The following is a 24,978-nucleotide window of genomic DNA, read 5'->3' as shown; positions in this document are numbered from 1 at the left end:
TCCGCAAGTCTCTGTTGGGTCGCTGAGAGGATCGATCCTTCTACCGCTGGCTGGATAGCTTCGAATTCCCGCGTCGATGACGTGCGGATGCGACGTCCCGACTGATTCGTTTTCCGATAAAGTCCTGTTTTTATTTTCGCCTCGGATAATTGCTCGCGTCTAGGCAGATGCTAATGGCGAGAATGCCGCTAACAGAATTGATCAACATTTTCTACAACCTCAGTGCTATTTTAGATCACACAAATTGAGAGCTTTATTGTGTAAGGGGAGCAGATTGTCCAGCCGGCCAGTATCGTGTGCTATCGATTTTGTTAAAAGCAATAGCCACCTACGTATTGGTCTTGTTGATGCCGATTTAATCGATCATGGCACGCGCCATCCAAACCTGGTTCTTCTTAAACTGAGTGGATATTTCAAGGCGAGGGGTCATAGCGTCGAGCTGATCGAGGCGTTTGAAGCGGTCCCAGATTACGATATCGTTTTCATCTCTTGCGTTTTCACATTTACGAACATACCGGAAGGCTTATTGGCCCTTCCAAACGTTGTCTATGGCGGTACGGGTTTTTATGAAGACGGCGGAGAAAACCTACCGGATGAGGTGGAGCATTTTCATCCCGATTACAGCCTGTATCAGTCGTTTGTCGAAAAACAGCTTGCTTCCGGCAGGAGGCGTAGCCAATATGCTGACTACCTTGATTACTCGATTGGTTTTACTACGAGAGGTTGTTTTAGAAAGTGCAGCTTCTGCGTAAACCAAAAGTACGATCACGCCTTTAAGCACTCGCCTGTTTCTGAGTTCCTAGACGAAGACAGGCCCTACATTTATCTCTGGGATGATAATTTCTTTGCGTTTCCCGGTTGGCGAGAGATCTTGGATGAACTTCGTGAGACGGGCAAGCCGTTTCAGTTTCGCCAAGGTCTTGACGTGCGTCTTATGACCGATGCGAAGGCAAAAGCTCTTTCCGGCTGCCGTTATCACGGGGATTATATTTTCGCCTTCGACCACATCGAAGACCGTGAGCTCATAGAAAGAAAGCTGCGCATTTGGCGAACTTGGTCAGATAAGGGTACCCGTCTGTATGTTTTGAGCGGCTATGATTCTCAGGACGCGCAAGATATTGCCAATGTGTTCGAACGCATCTCGATTCTAATGAAATACGGCTGCCTACCGTATATCATGCGGTATGAAAAATACAAAGAGTCTCCTTTACGAGGCTTATATGTCACCATTGCCCGATGGTGCAACCAACCGCAGTTCTTCAAAAAGAAATCGTTTCGAGAATTCTGCGAGGCAAACCAAGCGCTCCACAAAACGAAGGGGACGCTTTGCTCCGCTTATGCGGCAATGACTTCATTTGAACAAGAGTATCCAGAAATCGCAAAACGCTATTTTGATTTGAAATTTGAGGAAAGAAATATGCTTCGCTGGTATGGAAGGCAGTTTATTGGTACCCCTTCTAAGGACGTTGACGATATCCAGCGAAATACATGGGCACGGTTTGCCACTGGGGAGTCAAGTACTGAAGAAGTTCTAGCAGCTTATTATGCCAAAAACCTTGATATTGTTTGGTTGGCAAGTGCTGGCGAAATGAGTTCCGGGGGGGGGGGCTTTCGAAGGAGCTGTTCTCGCTGCTGCGTGAAGCGAGCCTCAGGCAAGTGTTCCATGCCGTTTGTAGTCTGCAACCGTGCGAGTTGATTACGGCTGCCAATATTCCACAGTTTAGCAACCTAGAGGCCCTCGATGCTGCTGTGCGTATTCTCACGCTGATTGGCGAGCCCCTCACGTTTGAGAAGCTCGGCATTTACCTGACTGGCGATAGAGGCAAAAAGGCTACGGCAAACATCAAATATGGTGAGAACCATGGAAAGCTAGCAACGCTTCTCGACCTCGCTGATGTAAAAGGCGAACGGAGGGGGATCGAGATCGTGGCGTCTCCGTTTTCCGACCTGTACTGCGCTCTTCCGGATGATGAAAAGCAGAATATGCTTGCAAAGCTGTGCTTTCGCATCCCGGTTATTAGAGAGCTGCTATGTGATGCGGCGAAGGCCGATGATGGGGAACCGGTTTATATCGAGGATTATCTAAGACCATTGTCGGATTCGACGAAAAAGCGGCGAGCTCCCAACGTTGCGGGCCTCCTTCGCTTGATTGACGGTCAGTGCGGTACTGAAGACCGGGCACTATCTGTTGCCATTTCACGGATCGGCAGGCGCTGATGGGTCTGAAGGAGCTGCATATCGGAACATCTTATGAGACGCTTGGGGATGTGGACCCCGTATCCGACTTCTATATACCGGCACTTTCACAGGCTGTTGAATATGACCGAAGTGTAGGGTTTTTCTCGTCTGCAAGTCTTGCTCTTGCGGCTAGGGGCGTCGCGGGGTTAATTCATAACGGCGGGACCATGCGCCTGATTGTTAGCCCAAATCTAAACGAGCGTGATATCGATGCGATTAGGCAAGCTGCCAACAATCCGGATGAGGTAATTGAAGACATAGCAAGCGAGCTCCTTGGGAATATTGACGCCCTTGCCGATGAAATCGAGCGTGACCATGTCAAGGCGCTCGGTTGGATGCTTGCAAAAGGGCTTCTGGAAATGAAGATTGCCGTGATCGTTGATGAAGACGGCAATGTACGGGCTGGCCAGCTCTATCATCAAAAAATCGGCCTTATTGAGGATTGTGACGGCGATGCGCTCTCATTTAGCGGCTCGGTAAACGAGACGGCGTCGGGATGGCTGCTTAACTGCGAAGAGTTCAAGGTGTTCAAAAGCTGGGAGCCGGGACAACTCGATTTTTATCAATCTGATCGGGCAAAATTTGAATCACTTTGGAATGGTGAACATAAGAGCGTAAAGACGTTCGTCCCAACGCATTCGTTTTGCGAGAAGCTCGTTTCTGCTGGCGCCAATTTTGAACTCGAGCATAGCGTTATTGCCAATTATCGTCGAACTCGCAAGCAAGCGCGGATCTCTCTCTTTCCTTACCAAAAAGAGGCGCTTGAAGCATGGCTTGCGAATGACGGTAGGTTGTTATTCGAGATGGCGACGGGGACCGGTAAAACGCGCACCGCCCTTGCTTGTGTTGGGGAGCTTCTTGCTCGAGAGAAGAAGTTTGTCTGCATCGTTGCTACGCCGCAGAGTACATTGTCGCGTCAATGGGAGAAGGAGACCGCCGCTTTAGGGCTGCAGTTCGACAAATCTGTATTTGCCGATTCATCTGCCGGACCGAGCGCTCGTTGGCTTAAGGAAATCTCTTCGGCGATTTCCAGGATACGCATAGGGCGATCGTCGAGCTTGATTATCTATACCACCCACAAGAGCGCATGCAGCAAGAAGCTGCTAGATATTATCAACAAGCTCCCTGATACGGTGGCTACATGCATCGTCGGCGACGAGGTCCATGGAATGGGCTCGCCGAAGCAGCGCGCCGGGCTTTTGGAGAGGTATCGGTATCGAATTGGCCTGTCTGCTACGCCGTCCCGTTGGTTTGATGAGGATGGAACCGAGCTCATTCGCAGATACTTTGGTGACAGGTCTTTTGTGTTTACGATTGCTCAGGCTCAAAACACTATTAATCCGATAACAGGTGATACGTTCCTCTGTCCCTATGAGTATCATCTTGTGTTTTCTAGCTTGAACGACGAAGAGCTAGATAAATACTGTGCTTTGACGAAGAGGATTGTGGCGGCTAAGAATAGCCCACTGCCAGATGCGGAAGAGCATGTCGAAAAGCTTCTTCGCGATAGGGCAGAAATCAAAAAAGATGCCGCTTCGAAGATGGTCCACTTTGAAGACTTGATTGATTCGGTTGATTTGACCGGAGCAATCGTTTTCACTTCGCCCCACAGAATCTCGGAAGTGTGTTTGATGCTCGGTTCGCATGAGATTGCGGCGCATCGTTTTACCGAAGAAGAGGGAACGGCGAAGCGGGCGGAGTATGGCGGTCTGAGCGAGCGTGAGTATCTTTTGGACGCATTCAGGCAGGGCGACATTCAAACGCTCGTGGCAATCAAATGCCTTGACGAGGGCATCGACATTCCCGAAGCGAAAACGGCCGTTTTGCTGTCGAGCAGCACGAATCCGCGCGAGTACGTCCAAAGGGTGGGCAGGGTGATTCGCCGACACCCCGGAAAGAAGATTGCCCATATCTACGATTTCGTAATTGAGCCGGATTGGAAACGAATCAAAGAAATGGGCGGCATTGAACTCGAGAAAAAGCTGTTCAAGCAAGAGATGGTTCGCATCGAAGACATGCGCGCGAATGCAGTGAACAGCACTGATTTGTTATTTGAGGTACAGGACCGTTTGAGGAGGGCAAATGGCTATTAATCGGCAAGTACTCGAAAGCGTCAAAAAGGAATGCACGGGCGATCAAGCCATGCTCCATTTCCTGCTTGAGCTTATTTCGTACGAAATGGAAGGAAACGGCAGCTATCGAAAGCGGTATGAGCAGGAGCTGGATTCCGCGGTAAGGAAGAGCGATGAGATTCAAGCAGATTGAGATTCACAACTATCGTCAGTATCGTGATCTGACACTTGAGTTTCGTCCGGGCGATCACGACCTGCAGTTAATCGTTGCCGATAACGGCGTTGGCAAGACAAATTTGCTCAATGCATTTACTTGGTGTTTATACGGTGATGAGCCTCACCTCGGCAACAGCAAGTATGACGCCGGAGAGCCCAAGCTAAACAAGGAGGTTATCGCCGAGTGCGTTCAGAATGGCGTTTGGGTGGAAAACGTTAGCGTTGTTGTGACCGTCGAGCTGGGCGATACGAAGAATACTACCGTAAAGATTAGACGTTTTGTTCCATTTCGCTTGCTTCAGAAAGATAAGCTAGAGTTCCTTGAGAAAAAGGCCGACGAGCGGTTTACGGTAACAGTGACGAATGGGGTTGATGGCCAAGCTCGTTCACTTAAGAATGAAGGAGCAACGGCATACATCAATCGCTATCTTCCCGAATCAATTCGAGAGTATTTCTTTTTTGATGGTGAGCAGCTCAATACCTATTTTCAGGAGACAAAGGGCGATCGCATCAAAGAAGCGGTGTATTCAATTTCGCAGATTGATGTGCTGTCGAGGACGATCGACCATCTAAAGGCGACCGTTTCCGGAAAGAAAAGGGATGCGTCTTCAGCTTCAAGCAGCACGGAACAAACTTACAAGAAACTCAGCGAGTTTGAAGAGACCCGCAATGGGTGTATCAAACAGATAGAGGATAAGGAGGCCAGCTTGTCTGAGGCGAAGCGGCGGCTGGCTGATATCGACGGACAGCTGCGCGGCGTTGAGGATGTGCGTGGCATCGAGAACGAGCGGGAGGCGGCTCTAGAGCTCGAAGGAAGATTCAATGATCGCTATGAACAGGACCGAGCTAAATACTACGAATTCGCTCGTAAGATGATGGTTGATTTTAACCTTTATCCCGTTGCGAAGAAGACTCTCGATGTCATTGAAAGGATGGAGAGAGAGGGGCATCTGCCTCCTTCGATCGACCCCGAAAAGCTTCAAAAGGCTCTCAACATGGGCACATGCACGTTGTGCGGCCATTCCTTAAATGAAGAAGAGCGTTTGCATATTAAGGCCATGCTCGATCAATTTAAGGTGAGTAGCGAAACATCGAATATTCTCTCGTCGATGCGAAGTGAACTTAAAAGAATTGTCGATTCCGTTAAACGATACCCAGACGAGCGAAAACGGGCTCTTCAACCACTTCTGAAAGATGAACAAGACCTCGACCAAATTGGCCGTCAGCTTAATGACATCAATGCGCGAATTGCAAAGTTTGCTGAATCTTCGGATGATTTGAAGCGTCTCTTCGAAGAGAGGGAGCAGCTCGATAGGGAAATAGATCTGCTGAATCAAGGTATCGGCGCGTTTCAAAGCAATAAGTCCGAGATGGATGGAAAAATCTCGGTGTGGGAGAAAAAGCTAAAAACAGAGCTTGAGAAGGACAAGAAGACGGAGGCAGCAAATCGGGCAATCTCATTTGGCAATCGTGCGCTCAACGTATTAAAGGCCGCCGAAAAGGCGATCGTTGATGACGTGAGAAAGCGAATGGAGTCGCGTACAGAGGCTCTGTTTAAGGGGCTTGTTTGGAAGAACTCCAAGTGCGACCGCGTTGAGCTGACGGAGCGTTATCAGTTGTCGCTCTATGACAGGCAAGGTTATTCGTGTGCGGGAACTTGCTCCGCAGCGGAGAGATCATTGCTTGCACTTTCTTTTACATTGGCAATGCACGAAGTCTCGGGGTTTGATTCCCCGTTGTTCATTGACACGCCCATTGCGCGTGCTTCTGGTGAAAACAGGGAAAACTTCGCAAAAACGCTGGTCGAAGTGAGCAAGAACAAGCAACTTATCTTAGCGTTTACGCCGGATGAGTATTCCGAGGCGATTTCGCGTGAGTTTGAACCAGCCATCGCGACGTATACGCGCTTGCGTTTGGATGAGCAAGAGTCGGAAGTCATGAAGGAGGTCGAGTATCGTGGCTAATGAGAGCACGCCTTTCGCTACTATTCTCAATACGACTGATGAGGCATTTGAGGGCATCGTAAAGACCATGAGTTCATTCCCTCTGTTTGACGGAATGACAAATGAGGACAAGATGCTGTTTGCTTTGGCTTTGGGTTATCACGAGGGCCTCAAGCCTGAACTAAAGAGGCCGAGAAACTTAACTAGGGCAGAATATTTATCCGACAAATTCAAGGCAGTTGCCAATGCAATTAATCTCGCAGATGCCGGATTTGAAAACACGGAAGTCGTTCGAGACAGGAAGGCCGCGTCTTCTCTTGTAGAGCGCTATGCCAACGGTGGATTTCAATTGCTCGAAGGAGAGGTAACTGAGCTTTCTGATGCAGAGGCGGTTGCCGACGATTATGTTGCACGTATGGATGAGATGTACGAGGAGTATACGGGGGAGAAGATCGACTGATGTAGCGGACTCGTGACCTTGCGTTTTAAAGTGTTCGGCAAGGTGGGATGTTCATTCCGATAGTGGTTCAAGCCGACTTGTCGTGTTGGGCTTGACACGCGTGTGGGCTCAAAGTCAGAATGCGCAAATGGATGCAGCCGGATGGTCTTGTTTTGAGAACCATCCGGCTGCATCCTTTTCGTTCTATGGGCGATCTGACAACCTATGGGCTTTGGCCCCGATCGTTTTGGCGGACCCGCGCGGTAAAATCTCGTGCTCCATTGTTTCCCTTTGAATGGTAATCGACCGGAAACTGCTCGTTAACAGGGCAAATCTCAGGACAGGCGCTGTTGGTAACCGATGAACGAGAGGGGTTTGGTGTTGCCATGTCCAGGATTGTCGAACATCCCATTTTGGGTGCTCCCAGCAAGGGGAGTCGAGTCGTTTTTACCTATGACGGCGTTGAGATGGAAGGATACGAGGGCGAATCGATTGCCATGGCGCTTAAGGCCGCTGGTGTCGAGGTCCATCGCTTTACCGCCAAGCGCCACGAGCCGCGCGGCATCTTTTGCGCTATCAGTCGGTGCACCGACTGTGTCATGGTCGTGGACGGCAAGCCCAACGTACGTACGTGCATGACGCCGCTCGTCGCCGGTATGGACGTGCACACGCAAGACGGCGTTGCCTCGCTCGATTTGGATGACCCGCGCGCCAAGGCTCTGGTTGCCGAGGCGGCTGCAAGCCCTGCTGCCGTAAAGGAGGCTGAGTAGCATGGAGCGTCATGATCTGGTCGTGGCCGGCGCCGGTCCCAGCGGCCTTTCCGTTGCCATCGAGGCTGCCAAGCGCGGGCTCGACGTCGCCGTGTTTGACGAAAACGCTCGCCCCGGCGGTCAGATGTTCAAGCAGATTCACAAGTTCGTGGTGATCCCAGCGGTGCTCACGTATTACCTGGATGTCGAGGTTGCCGCGGTGCCGCACTTGGCACAGCTAGCGCGCCGCGTGTGGGGCGTTGACGAGGCGGGCGATATGGCTGCCGCCCGCATCTTCAGCATGATGCTCGCCTAATACCTGCCAGGAAGGGACAGGTTTATTTTGGTAGGTAAAGCGTTTGACCTGCCAAAATAAACCTGTCCCTATTTGGTCGGTCGCCGTTTGGGGGCGGATTGGCAACGCTGGCTGATTACGGTCTTGACCTGCGCTAGAATAGGGGCATCTGATTATCCGGGCGCATGGAGGTTTGCGCCCGTATGTTGAGGAGGACTTTATGGCAACTGTTGCCGCACCTATCGACGCTACGTCGACCGCCGCTTGGAAGGCGCTCGAGGCTCATCAGGAGAAGCTCGAGGCCGAAGGTATCGACCTCAAGGCCTGGTTCGCTGCCGATGCAGAGCGCGTGAACAAGCTGAGCTTTGACGCCGGTGACCTGCACTTCGACCTGTCCAAGAACCTGGTGACCGATGAGACCGTCAAGCTGCTGTGCGATCTTGCCCGCGAGGTGAAGCTCGAGGAGCGCCGCGACGCCATGTTCTCCGGCGAGCACATCAACACCACCGAGGACCGTGCCGTCCTGCACACCGCGCTGCGCCGCCCGGCAACCGAGAAGGGCCAGCTCATCGTCGACGGCCAGGACGTCGTCGCCGACGTGCACGAGGTCCTCGACCGCATGTACGCCTTTGCCGAGCGCGTGCGCTCCGGTGAGTGGAAGGGCGTTACCGGCAAGAAGATCGAGCATCTGGTGTCCATCGGCATCGGCGGCTCCGACCTGGGCCCGGTCATGGCTTACGAGGCTCTGCGCCCCTATGCCGACGCCGGTATCGACTGCCGCTATATCTCCAACATCGACCCCAACGATCAGGCCGAGAAGCTCAAGGGCCTGGATCCCGAGACCACGCTCGTGATTATCGTCTCCAAGACCTTCACCACGCTCGAGACCCTCACCAACGCTCGCGAGGTCAAGACCTGGATGCTCGAGCAGCTCAAGGCTCAGGGTGCCATCGACGGCTCCGATGAGCAGAACGCCGAGGCCGTGGCCAAGCACTTCGTTGCCGTTTCCACCGCACTCGACAAGGTTGAGGCCTTCGGTATCGACCCCGCTAACGCCTTTGGTTTCTGGAACTGGGTCGGCGGCCGCTATTCCGTCGACTCCGCCGTGGGTCTGTCGCTGATCGTCGTGCTCGGTCCCGAGCGCTTCCAGCAGTTCCTCGAGGGTTTCCACGCCATCGACGAGTACTTCTGCAATACCCCGCTCGAGAACAACGCTGTCGCGCTAATGGGCCTGCTCAACGTCTGGTACGTCAACTTCTTCGGCTCTAAGAGCCACGCCGTGCTTCCGTACTGCCAGTATCTGCACCGCTTCCCGGCCTACCTGCAGCAGCTCACCATGGAGTCCAACGGCAAGCACGTCCGCTGGGACGGCAGCGCTGTGACCTCCGATACCGGTGAGATTTTCTGGGGCGAGCCCGGCACCAACGGTCAGCACGCCTTCTACCAGCTGCTGCACCAGGGCACCGTGGTGGTCCCGGCCGATTTCATCGCCTTCGCCAACACTGCCAACCCCGCAACCGACAGCGGCCAGGATGTTCACGAGCTGTTCCTGGGCAACTTCCTGGCCCAGACCAAGGCACTCGCCTTTGGTAAGACGGCCGATGAGGTGCGCGCCGAGGGCACGCCCGAGCAGATCGTCCCGGCCCGCTGCTTTGAGGGCAACCGTCCGACGACCTCGATCTTCGGCGATACGTTGACCCCGTTCGCACTCGGCGAGCTCATCGCCCTGTACGAGCACATCACGTTTGTCGAGGGCACGGTCTGGGGTATCGACTCCTACGACCAGTGGGGCGTCGAGCTGGGCAAGCAGCTTGCCAAGCAGATTACCCCGGCCTTCCACGACGACGCCGCCAAGGCCGAGCAGGACGCTTCGACCCAGGCACTCATCGAGTTCTACCGCGCTCACCGCAAGTAGTCTTTGTTGCTGAGATAGGTCATGGCCGAAGGGGCCCGTATCTGTTGGGATGCGGGCCCCTTTACTGTTTGCGACCAGAAATGATGGGCTGCGCAACGTCGCTAGCGGTCGAATTCGACCTGGACGCTTTGGGCTTCGGGGAGCTCTGCGTAGAGCGGGTGGTCCTCGAGCCCAAAGCGCTCGACCAAATGAGGTCGGTGGGGCGACCGCGTTTAGCGTCGTCAGCTTTGTATGTGGTGGCTCGGTGTATGGGACGGAGCGATTGCGCCCCACGGCTACACGCTGTTCATGTTCGGGACAATATGACTTTTTACCCGTTGCAGACAGAGCCGCAGTAGGTGTTCTGTATGATGACTCTGGCAAGGTTGTTCAATGACAGGGAGGCTTATATGGCAATCAAAGCCATCGCAATGGATATCGACGGTACGCTCACCAACGACCAAAAGGTCATCAGCCCGCGTACGCGCGAGAAGCTGCTCGCGGCGCAGGAGTCGGGCATTAAGCTCATTTTGGCTTCGGGCCGTCCCGCATGGGGGCTGCACGCCTTGGCGCAGGAGCTCGACCTTCATAACCATGACGGTCTGCTGGTGGCCTTTAATGGCGCTCACGTCGTCGATGCCCAGACCGACGAGGTGCTGTTCGATCAGGCTATGCCTGCCGATGAATTGCATCGCCTGATTGATCATCTGCGCAATTTCGACGTGATCCCTATGATTTCGCTCGGTCGCGATCTGCATGTCGAGGATTCGTACCGCTGCATGATTACGCTGCCGGATGGCTCGCAGAAGAATATCGTCAAGTATGAACGCGACGCGTGCGATCTTAAGATTCGCGAGGTGGAGAGCCTACATGAGGTCGTGGACACTTATCCCGTGGACAAGCTGCTCACTGCGGGCGACCCGGCCTATCTGCAAGCGCATCACGAGGAGATGTATGCGCCCTTTACTCAGACGCTTTCGGGTATGTTTACGGCCGACTGGTATTTTGAGTTTACGGCGCCCGGTATCGACAAGGCCCGCGCGCTCGAGGGTGCCCTGCCCAAGCTCGGCATCGATGCCAGCGAGGTCGTCTCTTTTGGCGACGGCCAGAACGACAAGTCCATGATTGAGTGGGCCGGCACCGGTGTTGCTATGGGCAACGCGGTTGATGAGGTTAAGGCCGTGGCCCAGATGGTGACTGCCAATAACAACGAAGACGGCATTGCGGTGGCGCTGGATAAGCTGCTGGGTTAGAATCGCCGATTAATGCATGGTTCGGGCGCCTGCTTACAGGCGCCCTTTTGTTAGGGAGGGTGCCGTGTCCGCATTTCCGTTCGACGCCGTTATCTTTGACATGGACGGCGTCATTGTCGATACCGAGTATTACTACCTGGGCGAGACTGCCGCGTTTGCCAAGGAGCTTGGGCTTAACCTGACTCAAGAGGAGTTGAACGGGCAGATTGGTACCTCACATCAGTTCTTCCTGCATATGCTGGTCGATTGGTTTGAGCGCGCTGGTAAGGGACATTTCACTGGCGAGGAAGCGTTGGCCCGTTGGGACGAGTGGGCGCATATGCGTCCGCGCGACTATCAGGCTTTGATTAACCCAGGCGCCGTGGATACGATTCGAGAGCTGCCGCGCCGCGGCGTTCGCGTGGCGCTTGCCAGCTCGTCTCCCATGGATAGCATCGAGGAAGTGCTCAATGCGTGCGGGCTGTCGGATGCCTTTGAGTATGTGGTGAGCGGCGAGCAGTTTAAGGAGAGCAAGCCCGAGCCCGACATCTACCTGCATGCGCTGGACCTGCTGGGACTGCCCGCGAATCGCTGCTGCTGCGTTGAGGATTCGGTGCCTGGTATCACTGCCGGCAAGCGAGCCGGCCTGACGGTCATTGCCAAGCGCGAAGAACGCTTCGGCTTTAGCCAAGATGCCGCGGACAAGATTATCGACCAGCTGCCGGAGCTGCTGGAGCTTGCGTAGGACTTGGACGGCACGTCTACCGTCATAATGGTATCGTTGTCGTCTTTTTGCCCACAGGGGTTAGCGAAGGTCAAAAACAGAGTGCGCATTTGTTAAAACTGCCGATTCGATGCGCTTTGCGTCACAATTTTTGAGCGAGGCGATGCGCATCGAGGTCCTTGTGAGCGATTTGATGAGCGACTGCGCGCTTGTTTCTGTGTTTGCTTCGGCTGGGGCGTCGGTCTCGAGTAGTAAACGATCGAGTGGAATCTGTCGTACGTATTCGCGTCCTCGTTTAGACGCGAGCATGCGTTCGTTCACGGAAAAATAGCAGCCCACATTACGCGCGCGGACGAGTTCGTCCGAAGTGCCGCTAAACCAGTGGAAGATGATAGCGGGGGAGTCGGGGCTTGGGATGAGTAGACCATGCGATTCGAGGACGTCCAGTACGGTTCCTGCCGAACGAACGGCGTGAATTGATATCACGCGCCCGGTAAGAGGATACTGCACGAGCGTATCGCAGAGCCGGTTAAGTGCCTGTATTTGCAGCGGTTCGCTTCCGGCAAAGCGCGCGGAAAAGTCGAGTCCGACTTCGCCGATATAGCGCTCTTGGGCAGCAACTTTGCAAAGCAGATTGACTTCGGCAGGACCGCAGCGGCCGTCGGCGAGCCACCAGGGATGGAGGCCAACGCCCGCGATAATGTTTGGGTAACGGCTGGCCCGCTTTTTTGCTGCCGCGAAGTCGCGCGGGTCGACCCCGCAATCAAAGACCCCCAGCCCTATAGCCGCAGTTTCGTCGGCAACAGCATTCGGGTAAGCCATCAAATCAAGATGGCAGTGTGCATCAATTAACCGGGGCTCCATCTCGGCGCGCTCCGCTAGTCCAGGCGCTGGCCATCGGCGCGCACGTGCTCGGTGCCGCGCCCACTGATCTGGCGGATAACCTCGCCAGCAATCATCTGACCCATGATGGGCGGCATAAAGCTGGCGGTTCCCAGCTCGGTACGCTCGTGGATGTTGGAAGGGTCGCGGGGCTGTGTCTTAACCGATTCCTCGCAGCTAAACAATACATGTAGGCTCTTGATTCCGCGCTTCTTACATTCTTTGCGCATAATGCGGCTCATGGGGTCACGTACCGTATCGAAGATGTCGGCAAAGCGGAGGCACTCGGGATGGAGCTTGTTAGCCCCGCCCATGGAACTAACCAAACGAATGTCGTGGTCCTGAGCATATTTGGCAATGGTGAGCTTGGCCGAGATGGTGTCGATGGCGTCGACGACGTAATCGAGCTTGCCGTCCGTCTGCTCAAAAACGCTCGCAAAGAACTCGTCGATGTTGTCGCTCAACAGGTATTCGGTGCGCTTGATAACGGTGGCGGCGGGATTGATATCGCGAATCATGGCTTCCATCACGTCCACCTTGCGCTTGCCGATGGTGCTGTGAAAGGCGATGGCCTGGCGATTGATGTTGCTGGGCGCGATGATGTCCTTGTCCAGAATGACGAAATGACCGATGCCGCCGCGGGCGAGTGCCTCGCAGCAATTGGAGCCCACACCTCCGCAGCCGAGCACCAGCACCGTAGCATCGGCGAGCTTATCGAGTGCCTCGCGGCCCATGATGATCTCGAGCTTGGTGTCGCGTGTCTCGATGGCGGCTGCGGCAGCGGTTTCGGTCATAGATATCCTCCGATGGGGATTCGGTCGTGTTTTAGCTATCGCCATTATAGGTATTATTGCGATTCCATTTGAGCCCTTGGAGCTTGTTGAAATGGGATCGGGATTCGCATAAGATTGAAGCAGATGGCGCCCGTTGCCGCGGGTTAGCCAACTCCGAAACACGTTTATGGCGTGAGAAGTGGCCGTCTTCGCATTACGCGGGGCGGCTATTTTTTTGAGTACAAGATTAGATAGTTAGACAAATATCTAAATATCGAGTATAGTGTGCGCGTCGAACGAAATGATGAGAGGAGGTCCTATGCCGGGAGAGGGTTTTAAAGCGCTGGCCGATCCTACGCGGCGGCGCATTTTGGAACTACTACGCGAGGGCGACCGCACGGCTGGGGAGCTTGCCGAGCATTTTGACATCAGCAAGCCGTCGTTGAGCCATCATTTGGCGACGCTCAAAAACGCCGGGTTGGTGACCGATGAACGTCATGGCCAAAACATCGTTTACAGCTTAAACACCACCGTCATGCAGGACTTGATCGGTTGGTTTATGGGCTTTACAAACACTGAAGGTGATAAGGATGAATAACGAAAACAAGGGCATTCACGCCACGGGGGTATCGCCACGCGTGTGGATCGCGCTGGTCGCTCTGTGCGTCGCCAATATCGTAGCGCACCTTATGGTGATGCCGAGCTTGCCTGCGCAGATTCCCACGCACTGGGGCGCGAACGGCGTTGACGGTTGGGGTCCCAGCTGGATGGCCTCCGCGCACGGCGTGCTGCCCCTGGTGCTTCTCGCAATGTTCTACGTGGTGCCGCGCATCGATCCCAAAGGTGAGGCATATCGAACCTCGGGCAAGTTCTATCAGGGCTTCGTAATCGCCTTCACCCTGTTCATTTGTGGTATAAGCTGGCTGGGAGAGCTTACGGTCTGGGGCGTGGTGCCGGCGGTCGGTTCGGTCAACGTGCTGATTTCCGGTGCTGTCGGTTTGCTGTTCATTGGCGTAGGCAACTACTTGCCGCGTGTGAAGCAGAACTATACGCTCGGTATCAAGACGCCCTGGGCGCTTGCTGATCCCGAGAACTGGCGCCGTACGCAGCGTTTTGGCGGTGCCTGCTTTATGGTGCTGGGTGTTGGTCTGATTGTGATGGGCGTTGCGGGTAGCGTGCTTTCGAGTGAAGTTGTCGCCGCGGTGATTGCGGTGCTGGCGTTTGGTTCGGTCGGAGTCGTCTACGTCTACTCGTATCTGCTGTGGCGCAAATCGCAGCGAGCCGCTCGTTAAGGTTGCGGAAAACTAGCGTACGCAGTTCATAGTATGTTCCGGGGGACTTTTCCCAGGTAGTATTAGGGGGTGTGGGCAACCGTGCCCCTTTTTCGTTACGTTTTAGAGCTGGTTTTCTCATCTCGTTTCCACTAAAGCGAAACAAGAATAGGGAAACAGCAGGTAGAAAGGATAAAACAGGCAAATGGCAGAGTTTATCTACCAGATGTATCAGGCTCGCAAGGCTCATGGCGACAAGGTGATCCTTGACGACGTGACCCTGAGCTTCTATCCCGGTGCCAAGATCGGCGTCGTGGGCCCTAACGGTATGGGCAAGTCGACCCTGCTCAAGATCATGGCCGGCATCGAGGAAGTCTCCAACGGCGATGCCAGACTTACCCCCGGCTACACCGTGGGTATCCTGCAGCAGGAGCCGCCGCTCGACGACGACAAGACCGTCATCGAGAACGTGCGCATGGCATTTGGCGACATGATCGCCAAGGTCGATCGCTTCAATAAGATCGGCGAGGAGATGTGCGACCCGGACTGCGACATGGATGCCCTCATGGCCGAGATGGGCAAGCTCCAGGACGAAATCGATGCCGCCGACGGCTGGGATATCGATTCCAAGCTCGGCCAGGCTATGGATGCCCTGCAGCTGCCCGATTCCGACATGCCGGTCAACGTGCTTTCCGGCGGCGAGCGCCGTCGCGTGGCCCTGTGCAAGCTGCTGCTCGAGGCTCCCGACCTGCTGCTGCTCGATGAGCCCACCAACCACCTGGACGCCGAGTCGATCCTGTGGCTCGAGCACTTCCTGCACAACTACCAGGGCGCGGTGCTTGCCGTCACACACGATCGCTACTTCCTGGATAACGTTGCCGAGTGGATCTGCGAGGTCGACCGTGGTCACCTCTATCCCTACAAGGGCAACTACTCCACGTATCTGGAGACCAAAGCCGCCCGTATCGAGGCTCAGGGTAACCGCGACGCCAAACTCGCTAAGCGCATGGAGGCTGAGCTCGAGTGGGTACGCTCCAGCCCCAAGGCCCGTCAGGCCAAGAACAAGGCCCGTCTGGCTCGCTATGAGGAGATGGAGGCCGAGGCCCGCGCAAGCCAGAAGCTCGACTGGACCGACATCCGCATCCCTGTGGGCCCGCGTTTGGGCAACAAGGTGCTCGAGGCCCATCACCTGCACAAGGAGTTCGACGGTCGCGTGCTCATCGACGACCTATCATTCACTCTGCCGCGCAACGGCATCGTGGGCGTCATCGGCCCCAACGGTGTGGGCAAGACCACGCTGTTCAAGACGATTGTGGGTCTGGAGCCGCTGACTTCGGGCGAGCTCGAGGTGGGCGAGACCGTCAAGATCTCCTATGTCGATCAGAACCGCTCCGGCATCGACCCCGACAAGAACCTGTGGGAGGTCGTCTCGGATGGCCTAGACCACATGATGGTCGGCGAGACCGAGGTCCCCAGCCGCGCGTACGTGGCGAGCTTTGGCTTTAAGGGCCAGGACCAGCAGAAGCGCGCTGGCGTACTTTCCGGTGGCGAGCGCAACCGTCTGAACCTGGCGCTTACGCTCAAGCAGGGCGGCAACCTGCTGCTCCTCGACGAGCCCACGAACGACCTCGACGTCGAGACGCTGTCCTCGCTCGAGGCGGCGCTGCTCGAGTTCCCGGGCTGCTCGGTGGTCATTAGCCACGACCGTATGTTCCTGGACCGCGTCGCCACGCACATTCTGGCGTGGGAGGGCACCGACGAGAATCCGGGCAACTGGTATTGGTTCGAGGGCAACTTCGAGGCCTATCAGGCCAACCGCATCGAGCGCCTGGGTGAGGACGCAGCCCAGCCGCATCGTATTCACCGCAAGCTGACGCGCGATTAGTCGAGCTCAGGTGACCTAACGAGAAAGGGGCGATAACCTTGAGGGTTATCGTCCCTTTTTTACTTGGTAGAAGGCTCGACTTTGTCGATGGTCCAGGTGGCTCCGAGACCGCCGGTGGTGTTGCGGCGGATGCGCACGGTGACTTCGTGGCGCTCGCCGGCCTGCGTGTAGCGCAGGGGGAAGCTTGCGCGGTTTCGCGCGGCCTCGATGGTACCGCGCTCGCGGGCGATCCAGTAGTACTCGCCGACGATGCCGAGCGTGTCGGCGCCGTAGGGGAGATAGGTCGACAGCTGGTGCAGAAGCGGGCCGGGGCAGAAGACCTCGGTTGCGAAATCGATAGGGAAGTCCTCGGGGATGGTTGGTGCTGCGGGTGTGGTGACAGGTACTGCAACGGGGACCGGAGCCGGTGCAGGTGCGGGAATCTGGTCACAGGCAGATGCGGATGCGGACTCGATGGCAGGCTCAGGCTCAGGCGCTGTTTCCGGCTTAACTGCGAAATCCGTCGGTTCCACGGAGACGGACGTGTCTGCGGTCTCGGTTTTGGCATCGGCTCGCGGGGCATCCTCTGCCTCGACGCTCGACTTTGCCTCGATGGGCGTGGATGCCATGGTGGTGATGCCGGCGTTGGCGTTCTCGGGGTCATAGACGACCGTGAGTGAGATGGCGGGCTGCGGCGTCTCGGGCTCCGGCACCGACTCGGTAGTGTCTTGATCGGCGGGCTCGTCGGACTGATCGTCCTCGGCCTCGTCGCCAAAGACATCGTTGTTTTGGAACGCAGGCGTCTCGGGTTGGTTGGCGGCTTCTTCGGTTGTCGACTTGGGAGCCTCGTCGAGCTCCGCAGTGGCTTCCTGCTCTGATATGACCTCGGGATCGGTCGTGGCGGCGATTTCGGTTTCGGCTCCTGCCGTTACCTCAATAGCGACTTCGATCCCTGTCTCGGGCTCGGGCTCTGGCTCCGGAGCGACTTCGGCCACGGGCTCGGGCTCGGGACGCTTAACGTGCTTGGGACGCACGGCCTTGAGGTCCTTCTCGCCGCGCTTTTTCTTTTTGTAGGACTGCTTGGCTCCCTTGGCAGCCTTGGGCTTGTCCTCGCCTTTGGCAAGGGCGGCATCCCATGCCTCGTTGGCGATGACGGTGGCATACAGGCGGCCGCCTTTAAAGACGGTCAGCTTAATGCAGTCGTCGAGCTCCTCGAGCAGCTCGCGCGTGGACTCGAAGCCCAGGTCATAAGCGGCCATGTCACCAGCGGCGAGCGCCTCTTCGACCTGCGTCATAAACGTTTGCTTGCCGCACCCAATCGCATCGCGCAGCAGGCGATACAGATAGATGTGGTTGCCCAGCGATAGTGCGGGCTTAACTATTGTCTTGCTCATGGCAAATCTCCTCTATACACACCAAAGCATCTTACCATCGCATGGGGCTTGCTACCTCGGCGCCCAAGGCAAACGGGCGCGACCGTTGCCGGTTCGCGCCCGTTATGCAGGTCGGTTATCTGTGAGAGGCAAACGTGCTTAGTTGCCCGATGCCGTGCCTTGGCTCGAGCTGTCAGATGGCGTGCCGGACGCGGATCCGCTCGAACTGTTCGAACTGTTCGAGCTGTTGGTGTTGCTGTTGTCGGTGGAGCTTGTGCCCGATGTATTGCCGTTTGCCTGGTCGCTCGTGCTCGGTTGAGAGCCGTCGGTCGTTTGGCTTGAGTCAGTCGTGCCGGATTGCGTGCCGCTGTTGTTCACAGAGGAATCGGCGCCCTGCGACTGATCGGGGGCGTTCGAGGACGAATCGGTGGATGCGGAGTCGCCCTGCGAGTCGTCCTGCTGGCTTTGCGATTGATCTGGGCTATCCGCGTCGTGCTCGGTCGTGCGCGACGATAGGATTGGCTCGGGGCGCTCGCCCAGACCCTCACCGGCGGTGGTGATAAGGATGGCGCCGGCGCAGGCGATGACCGCGACGATGGCGATGGCGATCGAGAAGACGATGACCTTCTTTTGCGTCTGGCTGCGCTCTGCCGCCGCCTTGGCACGCAGACTGTTGGGGGCGACGCGCGCCGTGGTCGCGCGCCCCGCAACCTGGCGCATCTCCTGCGTAGTCGCGGCGCCGCCCAGGTGCTCCTCGGCATTAAGGTCAACGGGCTCATAGGCGCCGGCAGGGTAGTCGACGGCGGCGTGCGTGCCTTTGAGGGCTTCGGCGCTGGCAGAGATAAAGTGGCGGTAGACCTGCGAGGACACAACGGTGATGACCGAGCTCACGGCGGCACCGATCACCGATCCGGCGATGCCGATCTTGGAAGCAAGTGCGACGCTCGTGGCGGCAGCTGCGGCGCCGGCGATGATTTGGGGAATGGAAATGTCGTCGAACAGGCCCTTTTTGGGCGCGATGGCCATGGTCTGTCCGATGGAATGGTTTTCGTGAACGCCGTTGTTGAGCGCGGCCGGTGTCATGACGCGCGTGCGCGGCGCGTCGGTGTACTTGGTTGTCATACGGGGCCCTCCCGGTGTAAATCTGCTTCGTTTCGTGTAGCCATCAGGGTACCCACCAGATGTGAATCGTACGTGACATTTAACAGATACCATCAACTCATCAATAGCTCACCAAATTGGTGGGATGCGGTTACACCCGGCGGTTGAACTACAATAGGGCTTGCTAATTGTTGTGAATGGCGTCTACGCACGGGAGCATTCTTATGAATCTTCACCTTTCTCAGTCTGATGGCTTTTTGCGTGTGGCGGCGGCCTCGCCGCGGATTCGCGTGGCCGATGTCGAGGGCAATGCCGAGGTTGCGTTGGCGGCTGTTCGCGAGGCGGTCGAGCGCGGTGTCCGTGCTCTGGTGCTGCCCGAGCTCAACTTGTGCGGCTATACCGCGGCCGACCTGTTTCATAACCGCACGTTACTGCATACCTGCGAGACCGCACTGGCACATATTCTCGATGAAACCCGCGAGCTGCCGATTGTCTTTACCATCGGTCTTCCCGTTGCGGTGGCCGAGAATATCTACAACTGTGCCGCCGTGTGCTGCGCGGGCGAGCTTTTGGGCCTTACGGCCAAGAAGTATCTGCCCAACTATGGCGAGTTCTATGAGCGCCGTTGGTTTGCTCCGGCGCCCGCCGATCCCGTGTGGGTTGAGTTTGCCGGTCAGGGTCCGGTTCCGCTGGGTTCGGGGCTTGTCTACCGCTGCTGTGACGAGGGCGCCGAGGATTTGGTACTCGGTATTGAGGTCTGCGAGGACCTGTGGGTGCCGGCGCCCCCTTCGACCGAGATGGCGCTTGCCGGTGCGACGGTGATCCTCAATCCGTCGGCCTCGGACGAGATTATCGGTAAGGCAGACTATCGCCGCAGCCTTATCTCTAACCAAAGTGCGCGCCTGTACTGCGCCTATGCCTACGCGGACGCGAGCGAGGGCGAGTCCACGACCGACATGGTCTTTGCGGGCGAGAACCTCGTTTACGAAAACGGCTCGAAGCTCGCCGCCACGAAGCTCCTCACCTGCGATATGGCGGTGGCCGACGTTGACCTCGACCGTCTGGTTGCCGAGCGTCGTCGTTCGACCACGTGGACGCGCGCGGACGATGCACCGGAGGCCACGATTGTTGAGTTTTCGTTTGAGGGCGTGCTGGCCGAAGAACCTGTCCTGCGCGATGCGCTCGACATCGACCGTGTCTTCCCCCGCGCGCCCTTTGTGCCGGCCGACCATGGTGACCTGGCCGGGCGCTGCGAGACGATTCTCAATCTGCAGACTGCCGGCCTCAAGACTCGCCTTGCCCATACGGGTACTAAGGCTGCAGTCATCGGTCTTTCGGGCGGCCTGGATTCCACGCTGGCACTGCTTGTGACCGTGCGTGCCTTCGATGCGCTGGGGCTGCCGCGCACCGGTATCACAGCCGTGTCCATGCCTGGCTTTGGCACGACGCGTCGCACCAAGTCCAATGCCGAGTCGCTTGCCCGCGACCTGGGTGTGAGCTTCCGCGAGGTTTCGATCCACACGGCCGTGGAGCAGCACTTCAAGGACATTGAGCACGATCCGGCCGTCCAAGACGTGACCTATGAGAACAGCCAGGCCCGCGAGCGTACGCAGATTCTGATGGATCTGGCTAACCAGGCTGGCGGTTTTGTTATCGGCACGGGCGACCTGTCAGAGCTGGCGCTTGGCTGGGCTACCTATAACGGCGACCACATGAGCATGTACGCCGTCAACGCGAGCGTGCCCAAGACGCTTGTGCGCCATCTGGTGCGTTATGCCGCTGATGTCTTTGGTGGGCGTATTGCCGAGGTCTTGCTCGATATCCTCGATACGCCGGTGTCCCCCGAGCTTCTGCCGCCGACGGGCGACGGTGAGATTGCGCAGAAGACCGAGGATTTGGTGGGCCCGTACGAGCTGCACGATTACTTCCTCTATTACCTGCTGCGTTTTGGCTTTGAGCCGGGCAAGATCTACCGTATGGCGCTCAAGAGCTTTGAGGGTGTCTATGACGCCAAGACCGTCCACACGTGGTTGCGTACGTTCTATCGTCGCTTCTTTGCCCAGCAGTTTAAGCGCAGCTGTCTGCCCGATGGTCCCAAGGTGGGCTCGGTGACGCTCAGCCCGCGCGGCGATTGGCGTATGCCGAGTGACGCCAGCTCGCGTCTGTGGCTTGCGCGGATCGATGCGCTCAATCCAATTGACTAAGGTTGGCTAAATTGAACCAATACGGGGGTTGCAAGCGTTACACTTTTGCAATCTGATGGCCCGTATCGCGCGGCGCTCTTGTCGGAGCGCCGTATTTTTTATATCGAAAGGTGGCACCATGCAGGCATCGCAGCGTCTCGACCGCTTTGGCGCGGAGGTCTTCGCCTCGCTCAACAACAAACTTCTTGCGCTGAAGGCTCAGGGCAAGACCATTTACAACATGAGCGTGGGCACGCCCGACTTTAAGCCGTACGACCACGTGGTCGAGGCGCTCACGCAGGCCGCCCAAAATCCCGAGATGTGGAAGTATTCCCTGCGCGACCTGCCCGAGCTTAAGCAGGCCGTGTGCGATTACTATGAGCGTCGCTTTGGCGTTTCGGGCATTACACCGTCCATGGTGCAGTCGTGCAACGGCACGCAGGAGGGCGTGGGTCATTTGGGCCTGGCCCTGCTCGATCCGGGTGACACCATTCTGGTTCCCGATCCGTGCTATCCGGTCTTTGAGGCGGGCGCCAAGATCGCCGATGCCAAGCTCGAGTACTATCCGCTGGTGGCGGAGCACAATTACCTGCCCTATGTGGCGGGCATCGATCCCGAGGTGGCCGATCGTGCCAAGTACATGATCGTGTCGTTGCCCGCCAACCCGGTGGGCTCGGTGGGCACGCCCGAGGTCTACGAGGAGATTATCGCCTTCGCCCGCGAGCACGACCTGCTGATCGTCCATGACAACGCGTACTCCGACATCGTGTTTGGCGGCGAGCCCGGCGGCAGTTTCTTGCAGTATCCCGGCGCGCTCGAGGTGGGCGTGGAATTCTTCTCGCTTTCCAAGTCGTTTAACGTCACCGGTGCGCGCATCGGCTTTTTGGTCGGCCGTGAGGATGTGGTCTCTGCCTTTGCCAAGCTGCGCAGCCAGATCGACTTTGGCATGTTCTTCCCGATTCAGAAGGCCGCCATCGCCTGCCTCAATGGTCCGCGCGATGAGGTCGAGGCGCAACGTCTGAAGTACCAGGAGCGCCGCGATGCCCTGTGCGACGGTCTTGAGGATCTGGGCTGGGAGCGTCCCAACGCGCATGGCTCTATGTTTGTGTGGGCCAAGCTTCCCGGTGGCCGCACCGATTCCATGGCGTTTTGCGAGGAGCTTATGGAGAAGGCCGGCGTTGTGGTGACGCCGGGCGCGAGCTTTGGCCCTTCGGGCGAGGGGCACGTGCGCATGGCGCTGGTCCTGCCGCCCGATCAGATCGCTTTGGCTGTCGAGGCCATCCGCGAGGCGGGCCTGTATTAGAAGACTATTTGGGCTCGTCAATAGCTCGAAACCGATTTCGTACAGTTATTTTACGAATCCTGCAAACAATTTCGGTAAACGGTCGATTTTTGGCTGCGTATAGGAGCATAATCAAAGTCCCGATTGGATGCATTGGGATTACGTCAAGCCGCTCGGGTCGTTCCCGGGCGGCTTGTTTGTGGAGAGAGATGGGAGTTTCTAATGGTTAACGAGAAGAAGGTCGCTATTGTCGGCTGCGGTTTCGTCGGTTCGTCTTCGGCGTTCGCGCTGATGCAGAGTGGTCTGTTCTCCGAGATGGTTCTCATCGACGTGGACAAGAACCGCGCCGAGGGCGAGGCCCTGGATATTGCGCACGGCATGACGTTTGCCGAGCCGATGAAGATCTACGCCGGCGATTATTCTGATGTCGCCGACGCCGCCATGATCGTCGTCACCGCTGGCGCTGCTCAGAAGCCCGGTGAGACCCGCCTGGACCTGGTCAACAAGAACGTCAGCATCTTTAAGTCCATTATTCCCGAGATTAAGAAGTCTGGCTTCGACGGCATTCTGCTCATCGTCTCCAACCCGGTCGACGTTCTGACCTACGCCGCCATCAAGATGTCCGGTCTGCCCGAGGGCCATGTCATCGGCTCCGGCACCGTGCTCGACACCGGCCGTCTACAGCAAATGCTCGGCGCCCACGTCGAGGTTGACCCGCGCGACGTTCAGGCCTATGTCATGGGCGAGCACGGCGACTCCGAGTTTGTCGCCTGGTCCAGCGCTCAGGTTGCCGGCGTGCCGCTGAACACCTTCTGCGAGCTTCATGGCCACCTGGAGCATGAGGCTGCCGAGAAGCGCATCGCCGAGGACGTCAAGAACTCCGCCTACACCATCATCGAGAAGAAGCACGCCACCTACTACGGTGTCGCTATGGCGGTAAAGCGCATCTGCACTGCCGTCATGCGTGACGAGCAGACCGTTCTGCCCGTCTCCTCGCTCATGGTGGGCGAGTACGGCCTGTCCGATCTGGCCATCTCCATGCCGACGGTCGTTGGCCGCGACGGCGTTGTCTGCCGCGTCCCCGTGCCGCTGAACGATGACGAGCAGCATGAGCTCACCGCCTCCGCAAAGGCCCTCAAGGACATTATCGACAGCGTCGACTTTTCCTGCTAAATCAAGCTCGCTAGAGCGAAAAGCTACAATGAAGGCGTCCGGGCCCATGTGACCCGGGCGCTTTTTTATGCAAAGGGGACAGGCTTGTTTGCACCAATCTTCGATGCGCCTGGGGCGGACTCGACCGCTATACTGGTTCGTGCCAAAAGCGATCTAGAACGGAATGCCGTATATGAAAATCAATCACGCGATTCTGCATATCCTGGACTTTGACTCTGCCGTCAACGTCATGAGCCAGCGCGAGCTGGATATCGAAAGCCGTACCGTGCGCAGCTTTGTGACCACGCATCTGCGCCGCGCACGTACCTCGGCCGACAATAAGCGCGCCACGTTTGCGGAGAACTCTGCGTTTGGCGGCGAGCTCAAGGGCTATTTCTTTGGCGAGCGTGAGTTCGTGGACTTGTCTCAGCAGATTGCGGAGTTCATCTCTTCCGAACTCACCAAGGCCGAGAAAGCCGAGTCCACTGACGTGCTTGTGGCGGACTTTGACGATGATGAAGATGCCCGCTGGTTTGCCGTGATGCTGCTGGGCTCCAAGCAGGCATTCATGCACGAGGTGGGTCGCGAAGAGGGCGAGGTTCGTAACGACATCGCGCGCCACTACGCCATTTTGCCAAACCCCTCGCAAAAGGTGCCGAGCTATGCCATCGTGCGCGCGAGCACCATGGAGATCGGCTACGTGGATAAGAAGCGCAAGATTGCCGGCGAGGATCGCATGCTCATTCCCGACGGTCTGCTGCAGTGCGACACGGGGGTTTCGGGTAAGGAGGTCATCGACACGGTGACGCGCGTGGTCGAGGAGGTCGCCGAAGAGCACGGCGCCAACACGGCCGTAGCGCTCGCCAAGGTCAAAGCCGCCGTTGCCGAGAAGGTTGAAGACGACGAGGAGCTGCCGCCTTGGGATATCGTCGATGAGGTCTTTGAGGACGAGCCGGTCATCAAGGAGAGCGTGCGTGCGGCGCTGACCGAGGAGAAGGTTCCCGAGCGCGTGCCCGTGGAGCGCAAGCAAGTCGACAGCGCGGCCGTACGCAATCATAAGATTCGTACCGACACGGGTATCGAGATCAGCTTTCCGGCCGAGATGGGTTCGAACTCCGAGTACATCGAGTTCGTCAACGAGCCCAACGGCCTCATCTCCATCGAGCTCAAAAACATCGGTAGCATCGAGAATCGATAAGGCTTTTAACTTTTGAATAAAATTAAAGACGCGCGCTGATGAAATCGGAACGCCGCTTCACGGCGAGCTCGCCGGCTGCAAAAAGATTAAATGGCGG

Annotated in this window: 22 protein-coding genes; 18 read left to right on the top strand and 4 right to left on the bottom strand. The window is 56.9% G+C overall.

The features are described from left to right. Positions 1–274 precede the first annotated feature (274 nt). The 11 genes from ACTQ48_RS03405 (at position 275) to ACTQ48_RS03355 (ending at position 11,823) form a co-directional block, all read left to right on the top strand. Positions 275–1,696, top strand: a complete 1,422-nt coding sequence (locus ACTQ48_RS03405) for a hypothetical protein (RefSeq protein WP_441570125.1) — start codon at positions 275–277, stop codon at positions 1,694–1,696. Continuing rightward, positions 1,693–2,217, top strand: coding sequence for a hypothetical protein (locus ACTQ48_RS03400; protein ID WP_441068505.1), 525 nt, complete (start codon positions 1,693–1,695; stop codon positions 2,215–2,217). Before ACTQ48_RS03405 ends, ACTQ48_RS03400 begins: the two co-directional genes overlap by 4 nt. Next, on the top strand, positions 2,217–4,331 hold the full coding sequence (locus ACTQ48_RS03395) for a DEAD/DEAH box helicase family protein (RefSeq protein WP_427727804.1): 2,115 nt from the start codon (positions 2,217–2,219) through the stop codon (positions 4,329–4,331). The genes ACTQ48_RS03400 and ACTQ48_RS03395 overlap by 1 nt, the downstream gene beginning before the upstream one ends. Beyond that, positions 4,321–4,503 (top strand): hypothetical protein, encoded by a 183-nt coding sequence (locus ACTQ48_RS03390; RefSeq protein ID WP_427727806.1) that lies wholly within the window; start codon positions 4,321–4,323, stop codon positions 4,501–4,503. Before ACTQ48_RS03395 ends, ACTQ48_RS03390 begins: the two co-directional genes overlap by 11 nt. Further along, entirely contained in the window at positions 4,484–6,490 is a 2,007-nt protein-coding gene (locus ACTQ48_RS03385) for an AAA family ATPase (protein ID WP_441056977.1), read from the top strand. Before ACTQ48_RS03390 ends, ACTQ48_RS03385 begins: the two co-directional genes overlap by 20 nt. Beyond that, entirely contained in the window at positions 6,483–6,929 is a 447-nt protein-coding gene (locus tag ACTQ48_RS03380) for a hypothetical protein (RefSeq protein WP_441056979.1), read from the top strand. The genes ACTQ48_RS03385 and ACTQ48_RS03380 overlap by 8 nt, the downstream gene beginning before the upstream one ends. Positions 6,930–7,294: 365 nt before the next feature. Next, the gene (locus tag ACTQ48_RS03375; protein ID WP_441570124.1) at positions 7,295–7,678 is read left to right on the top strand and encodes a (2Fe-2S)-binding protein; all 384 of its coding nucleotides are present in this window, start codon (positions 7,295–7,297) and stop codon (positions 7,676–7,678) included. Position 7,679: 1 nt separating this feature from the next. Beyond that, on the top strand, positions 7,680–7,973 hold the full coding sequence (locus ACTQ48_RS03370) for an FAD-dependent oxidoreductase (RefSeq protein WP_441570123.1): 294 nt from the start codon (positions 7,680–7,682) through the stop codon (positions 7,971–7,973). Positions 7,974–8,172: 199 nt separating this feature from the next. Next, positions 8,173–9,867, top strand: a complete 1,695-nt coding sequence (pgi, locus tag ACTQ48_RS03365; protein WP_118345572.1) for a glucose-6-phosphate isomerase — start codon at positions 8,173–8,175, stop codon at positions 9,865–9,867. Between the two features lie 389 nt (positions 9,868–10,256). Continuing rightward, positions 10,257–11,099, top strand: a complete 843-nt coding sequence (locus ACTQ48_RS03360) for a Cof-type HAD-IIB family hydrolase (RefSeq protein WP_441570122.1) — start codon at positions 10,257–10,259, stop codon at positions 11,097–11,099. Between the two features lie 64 nt (positions 11,100–11,163). Beyond that, positions 11,164–11,823 (top strand): HAD family hydrolase, encoded by a 660-nt coding sequence (locus ACTQ48_RS03355; protein ID WP_441570121.1) that lies wholly within the window; start codon positions 11,164–11,166, stop codon positions 11,821–11,823. A 60-nt stretch (positions 11,824–11,883) separates the two neighbouring features. On the opposite strand, the gene ACTQ48_RS03350 is transcribed toward ACTQ48_RS03355, so the two are convergent. Together ACTQ48_RS03350 and ACTQ48_RS03345 are read right to left on the bottom strand one after the other, a co-directional pair. After that, positions 11,884–12,666 carry a TatD family hydrolase gene (locus ACTQ48_RS03350; RefSeq protein ID WP_441570120.1) on the bottom strand — a complete coding sequence of 261 codons (783 nt, stop codon included), beginning with the start codon at positions 12,664–12,666 and terminating at the stop codon, positions 11,884–11,886. Positions 12,667–12,680: 14 nt separating this feature from the next. Continuing rightward, positions 12,681–13,478: a tRNA threonylcarbamoyladenosine dehydratase gene (locus ACTQ48_RS03345; RefSeq protein ID WP_441554830.1), complete on the bottom strand. Its 798-nt coding sequence runs from the start codon at positions 13,476–13,478 to the stop codon at positions 12,681–12,683. Positions 13,479–13,776: 298 nt separating this feature from the next. On the opposite strand from ACTQ48_RS03345, the gene ACTQ48_RS03340 reads away from it, so the two are divergent. The 3 genes from ACTQ48_RS03340 to ettA all read left to right on the top strand — a co-directional run bounded on the left by ACTQ48_RS03340 (position 13,777) and on the right by ettA (position 16,613). Continuing rightward, positions 13,777–14,055: an autorepressor SdpR family transcription factor gene (locus ACTQ48_RS03340; RefSeq protein ID WP_154517353.1), complete on the top strand. Its 279-nt coding sequence runs from the start codon at positions 13,777–13,779 to the stop codon at positions 14,053–14,055. Continuing rightward, complete coding sequence (locus ACTQ48_RS03335) at positions 14,048–14,749, top strand: SdpI family protein (protein WP_427718513.1); 702 nt, start codon at positions 14,048–14,050, stop codon at positions 14,747–14,749. Before ACTQ48_RS03340 ends, ACTQ48_RS03335 begins: the two co-directional genes overlap by 8 nt. A 184-nt stretch (positions 14,750–14,933) precedes the next feature. Continuing rightward, positions 14,934–16,613, top strand: a complete 1,680-nt coding sequence (gene ettA, locus ACTQ48_RS03330; RefSeq protein ID WP_055251458.1) for an energy-dependent translational throttle protein EttA — start codon at positions 14,934–14,936, stop codon at positions 16,611–16,613. A gap of 59 nt (positions 16,614–16,672) precedes the next feature. Here ettA and ACTQ48_RS03325 read toward each other — a convergent pair whose 3' ends face one another. Together ACTQ48_RS03325 and ACTQ48_RS03320 are read right to left on the bottom strand one after the other, a co-directional pair. Next, positions 16,673–17,986 (bottom strand): hypothetical protein, encoded by a 1,314-nt coding sequence (locus tag ACTQ48_RS03325; protein WP_441570119.1) that lies wholly within the window; start codon positions 17,984–17,986, stop codon positions 16,673–16,675. 138 nt (positions 17,987–18,124) lie between these two features. After that, a complete protein-coding gene (locus tag ACTQ48_RS03320) occupies positions 18,125–19,087 on the bottom strand; it encodes a hypothetical protein (protein ID WP_441570118.1) in 963 nt (320 codons plus the stop codon). 203 nt (positions 19,088–19,290) lie between these two features. On the opposite strand from ACTQ48_RS03320, the gene ACTQ48_RS03315 reads away from it, so the two are divergent. The 4 genes from ACTQ48_RS03315 to ACTQ48_RS03300 all read left to right on the top strand — a co-directional run bounded on the left by ACTQ48_RS03315 (position 19,291) and on the right by ACTQ48_RS03300 (position 24,881). After that, a complete protein-coding gene (locus ACTQ48_RS03315; RefSeq protein WP_441570117.1) occupies positions 19,291–21,270 on the top strand; it encodes an NAD(+) synthase in 1,980 nt (659 codons plus the stop codon). Between the two features lie 118 nt (positions 21,271–21,388). After that, a complete protein-coding gene (locus tag ACTQ48_RS03310) occupies positions 21,389–22,552 on the top strand; it encodes a pyridoxal phosphate-dependent aminotransferase (protein ID WP_441570116.1) in 1,164 nt (387 codons plus the stop codon). A gap of 201 nt (positions 22,553–22,753) precedes the next feature. Continuing rightward, a complete protein-coding gene (locus tag ACTQ48_RS03305) occupies positions 22,754–23,704 on the top strand; it encodes an L-lactate dehydrogenase (protein WP_089573042.1) in 951 nt (316 codons plus the stop codon). Positions 23,705–23,876: 172 nt separating this feature from the next. Then, on the top strand, positions 23,877–24,881 hold the full coding sequence (locus tag ACTQ48_RS03300) for a nucleoid-associated protein (protein ID WP_441570115.1): 1,005 nt from the start codon (positions 23,877–23,879) through the stop codon (positions 24,879–24,881). The last annotated feature ends 97 nt before the right edge of the window (positions 24,882–24,978 follow it).

The organism is Collinsella sp. Sow4_E3 (assembly GCF_052116285.1).
GTDB lineage: Bacteria > Actinomycetota > Coriobacteriia > Coriobacteriales > Coriobacteriaceae > Collinsella.
The sequence above is the reverse complement of the archived record's forward strand: the minus strand, read 5'-3'. Positions and strand labels throughout refer to the sequence as shown.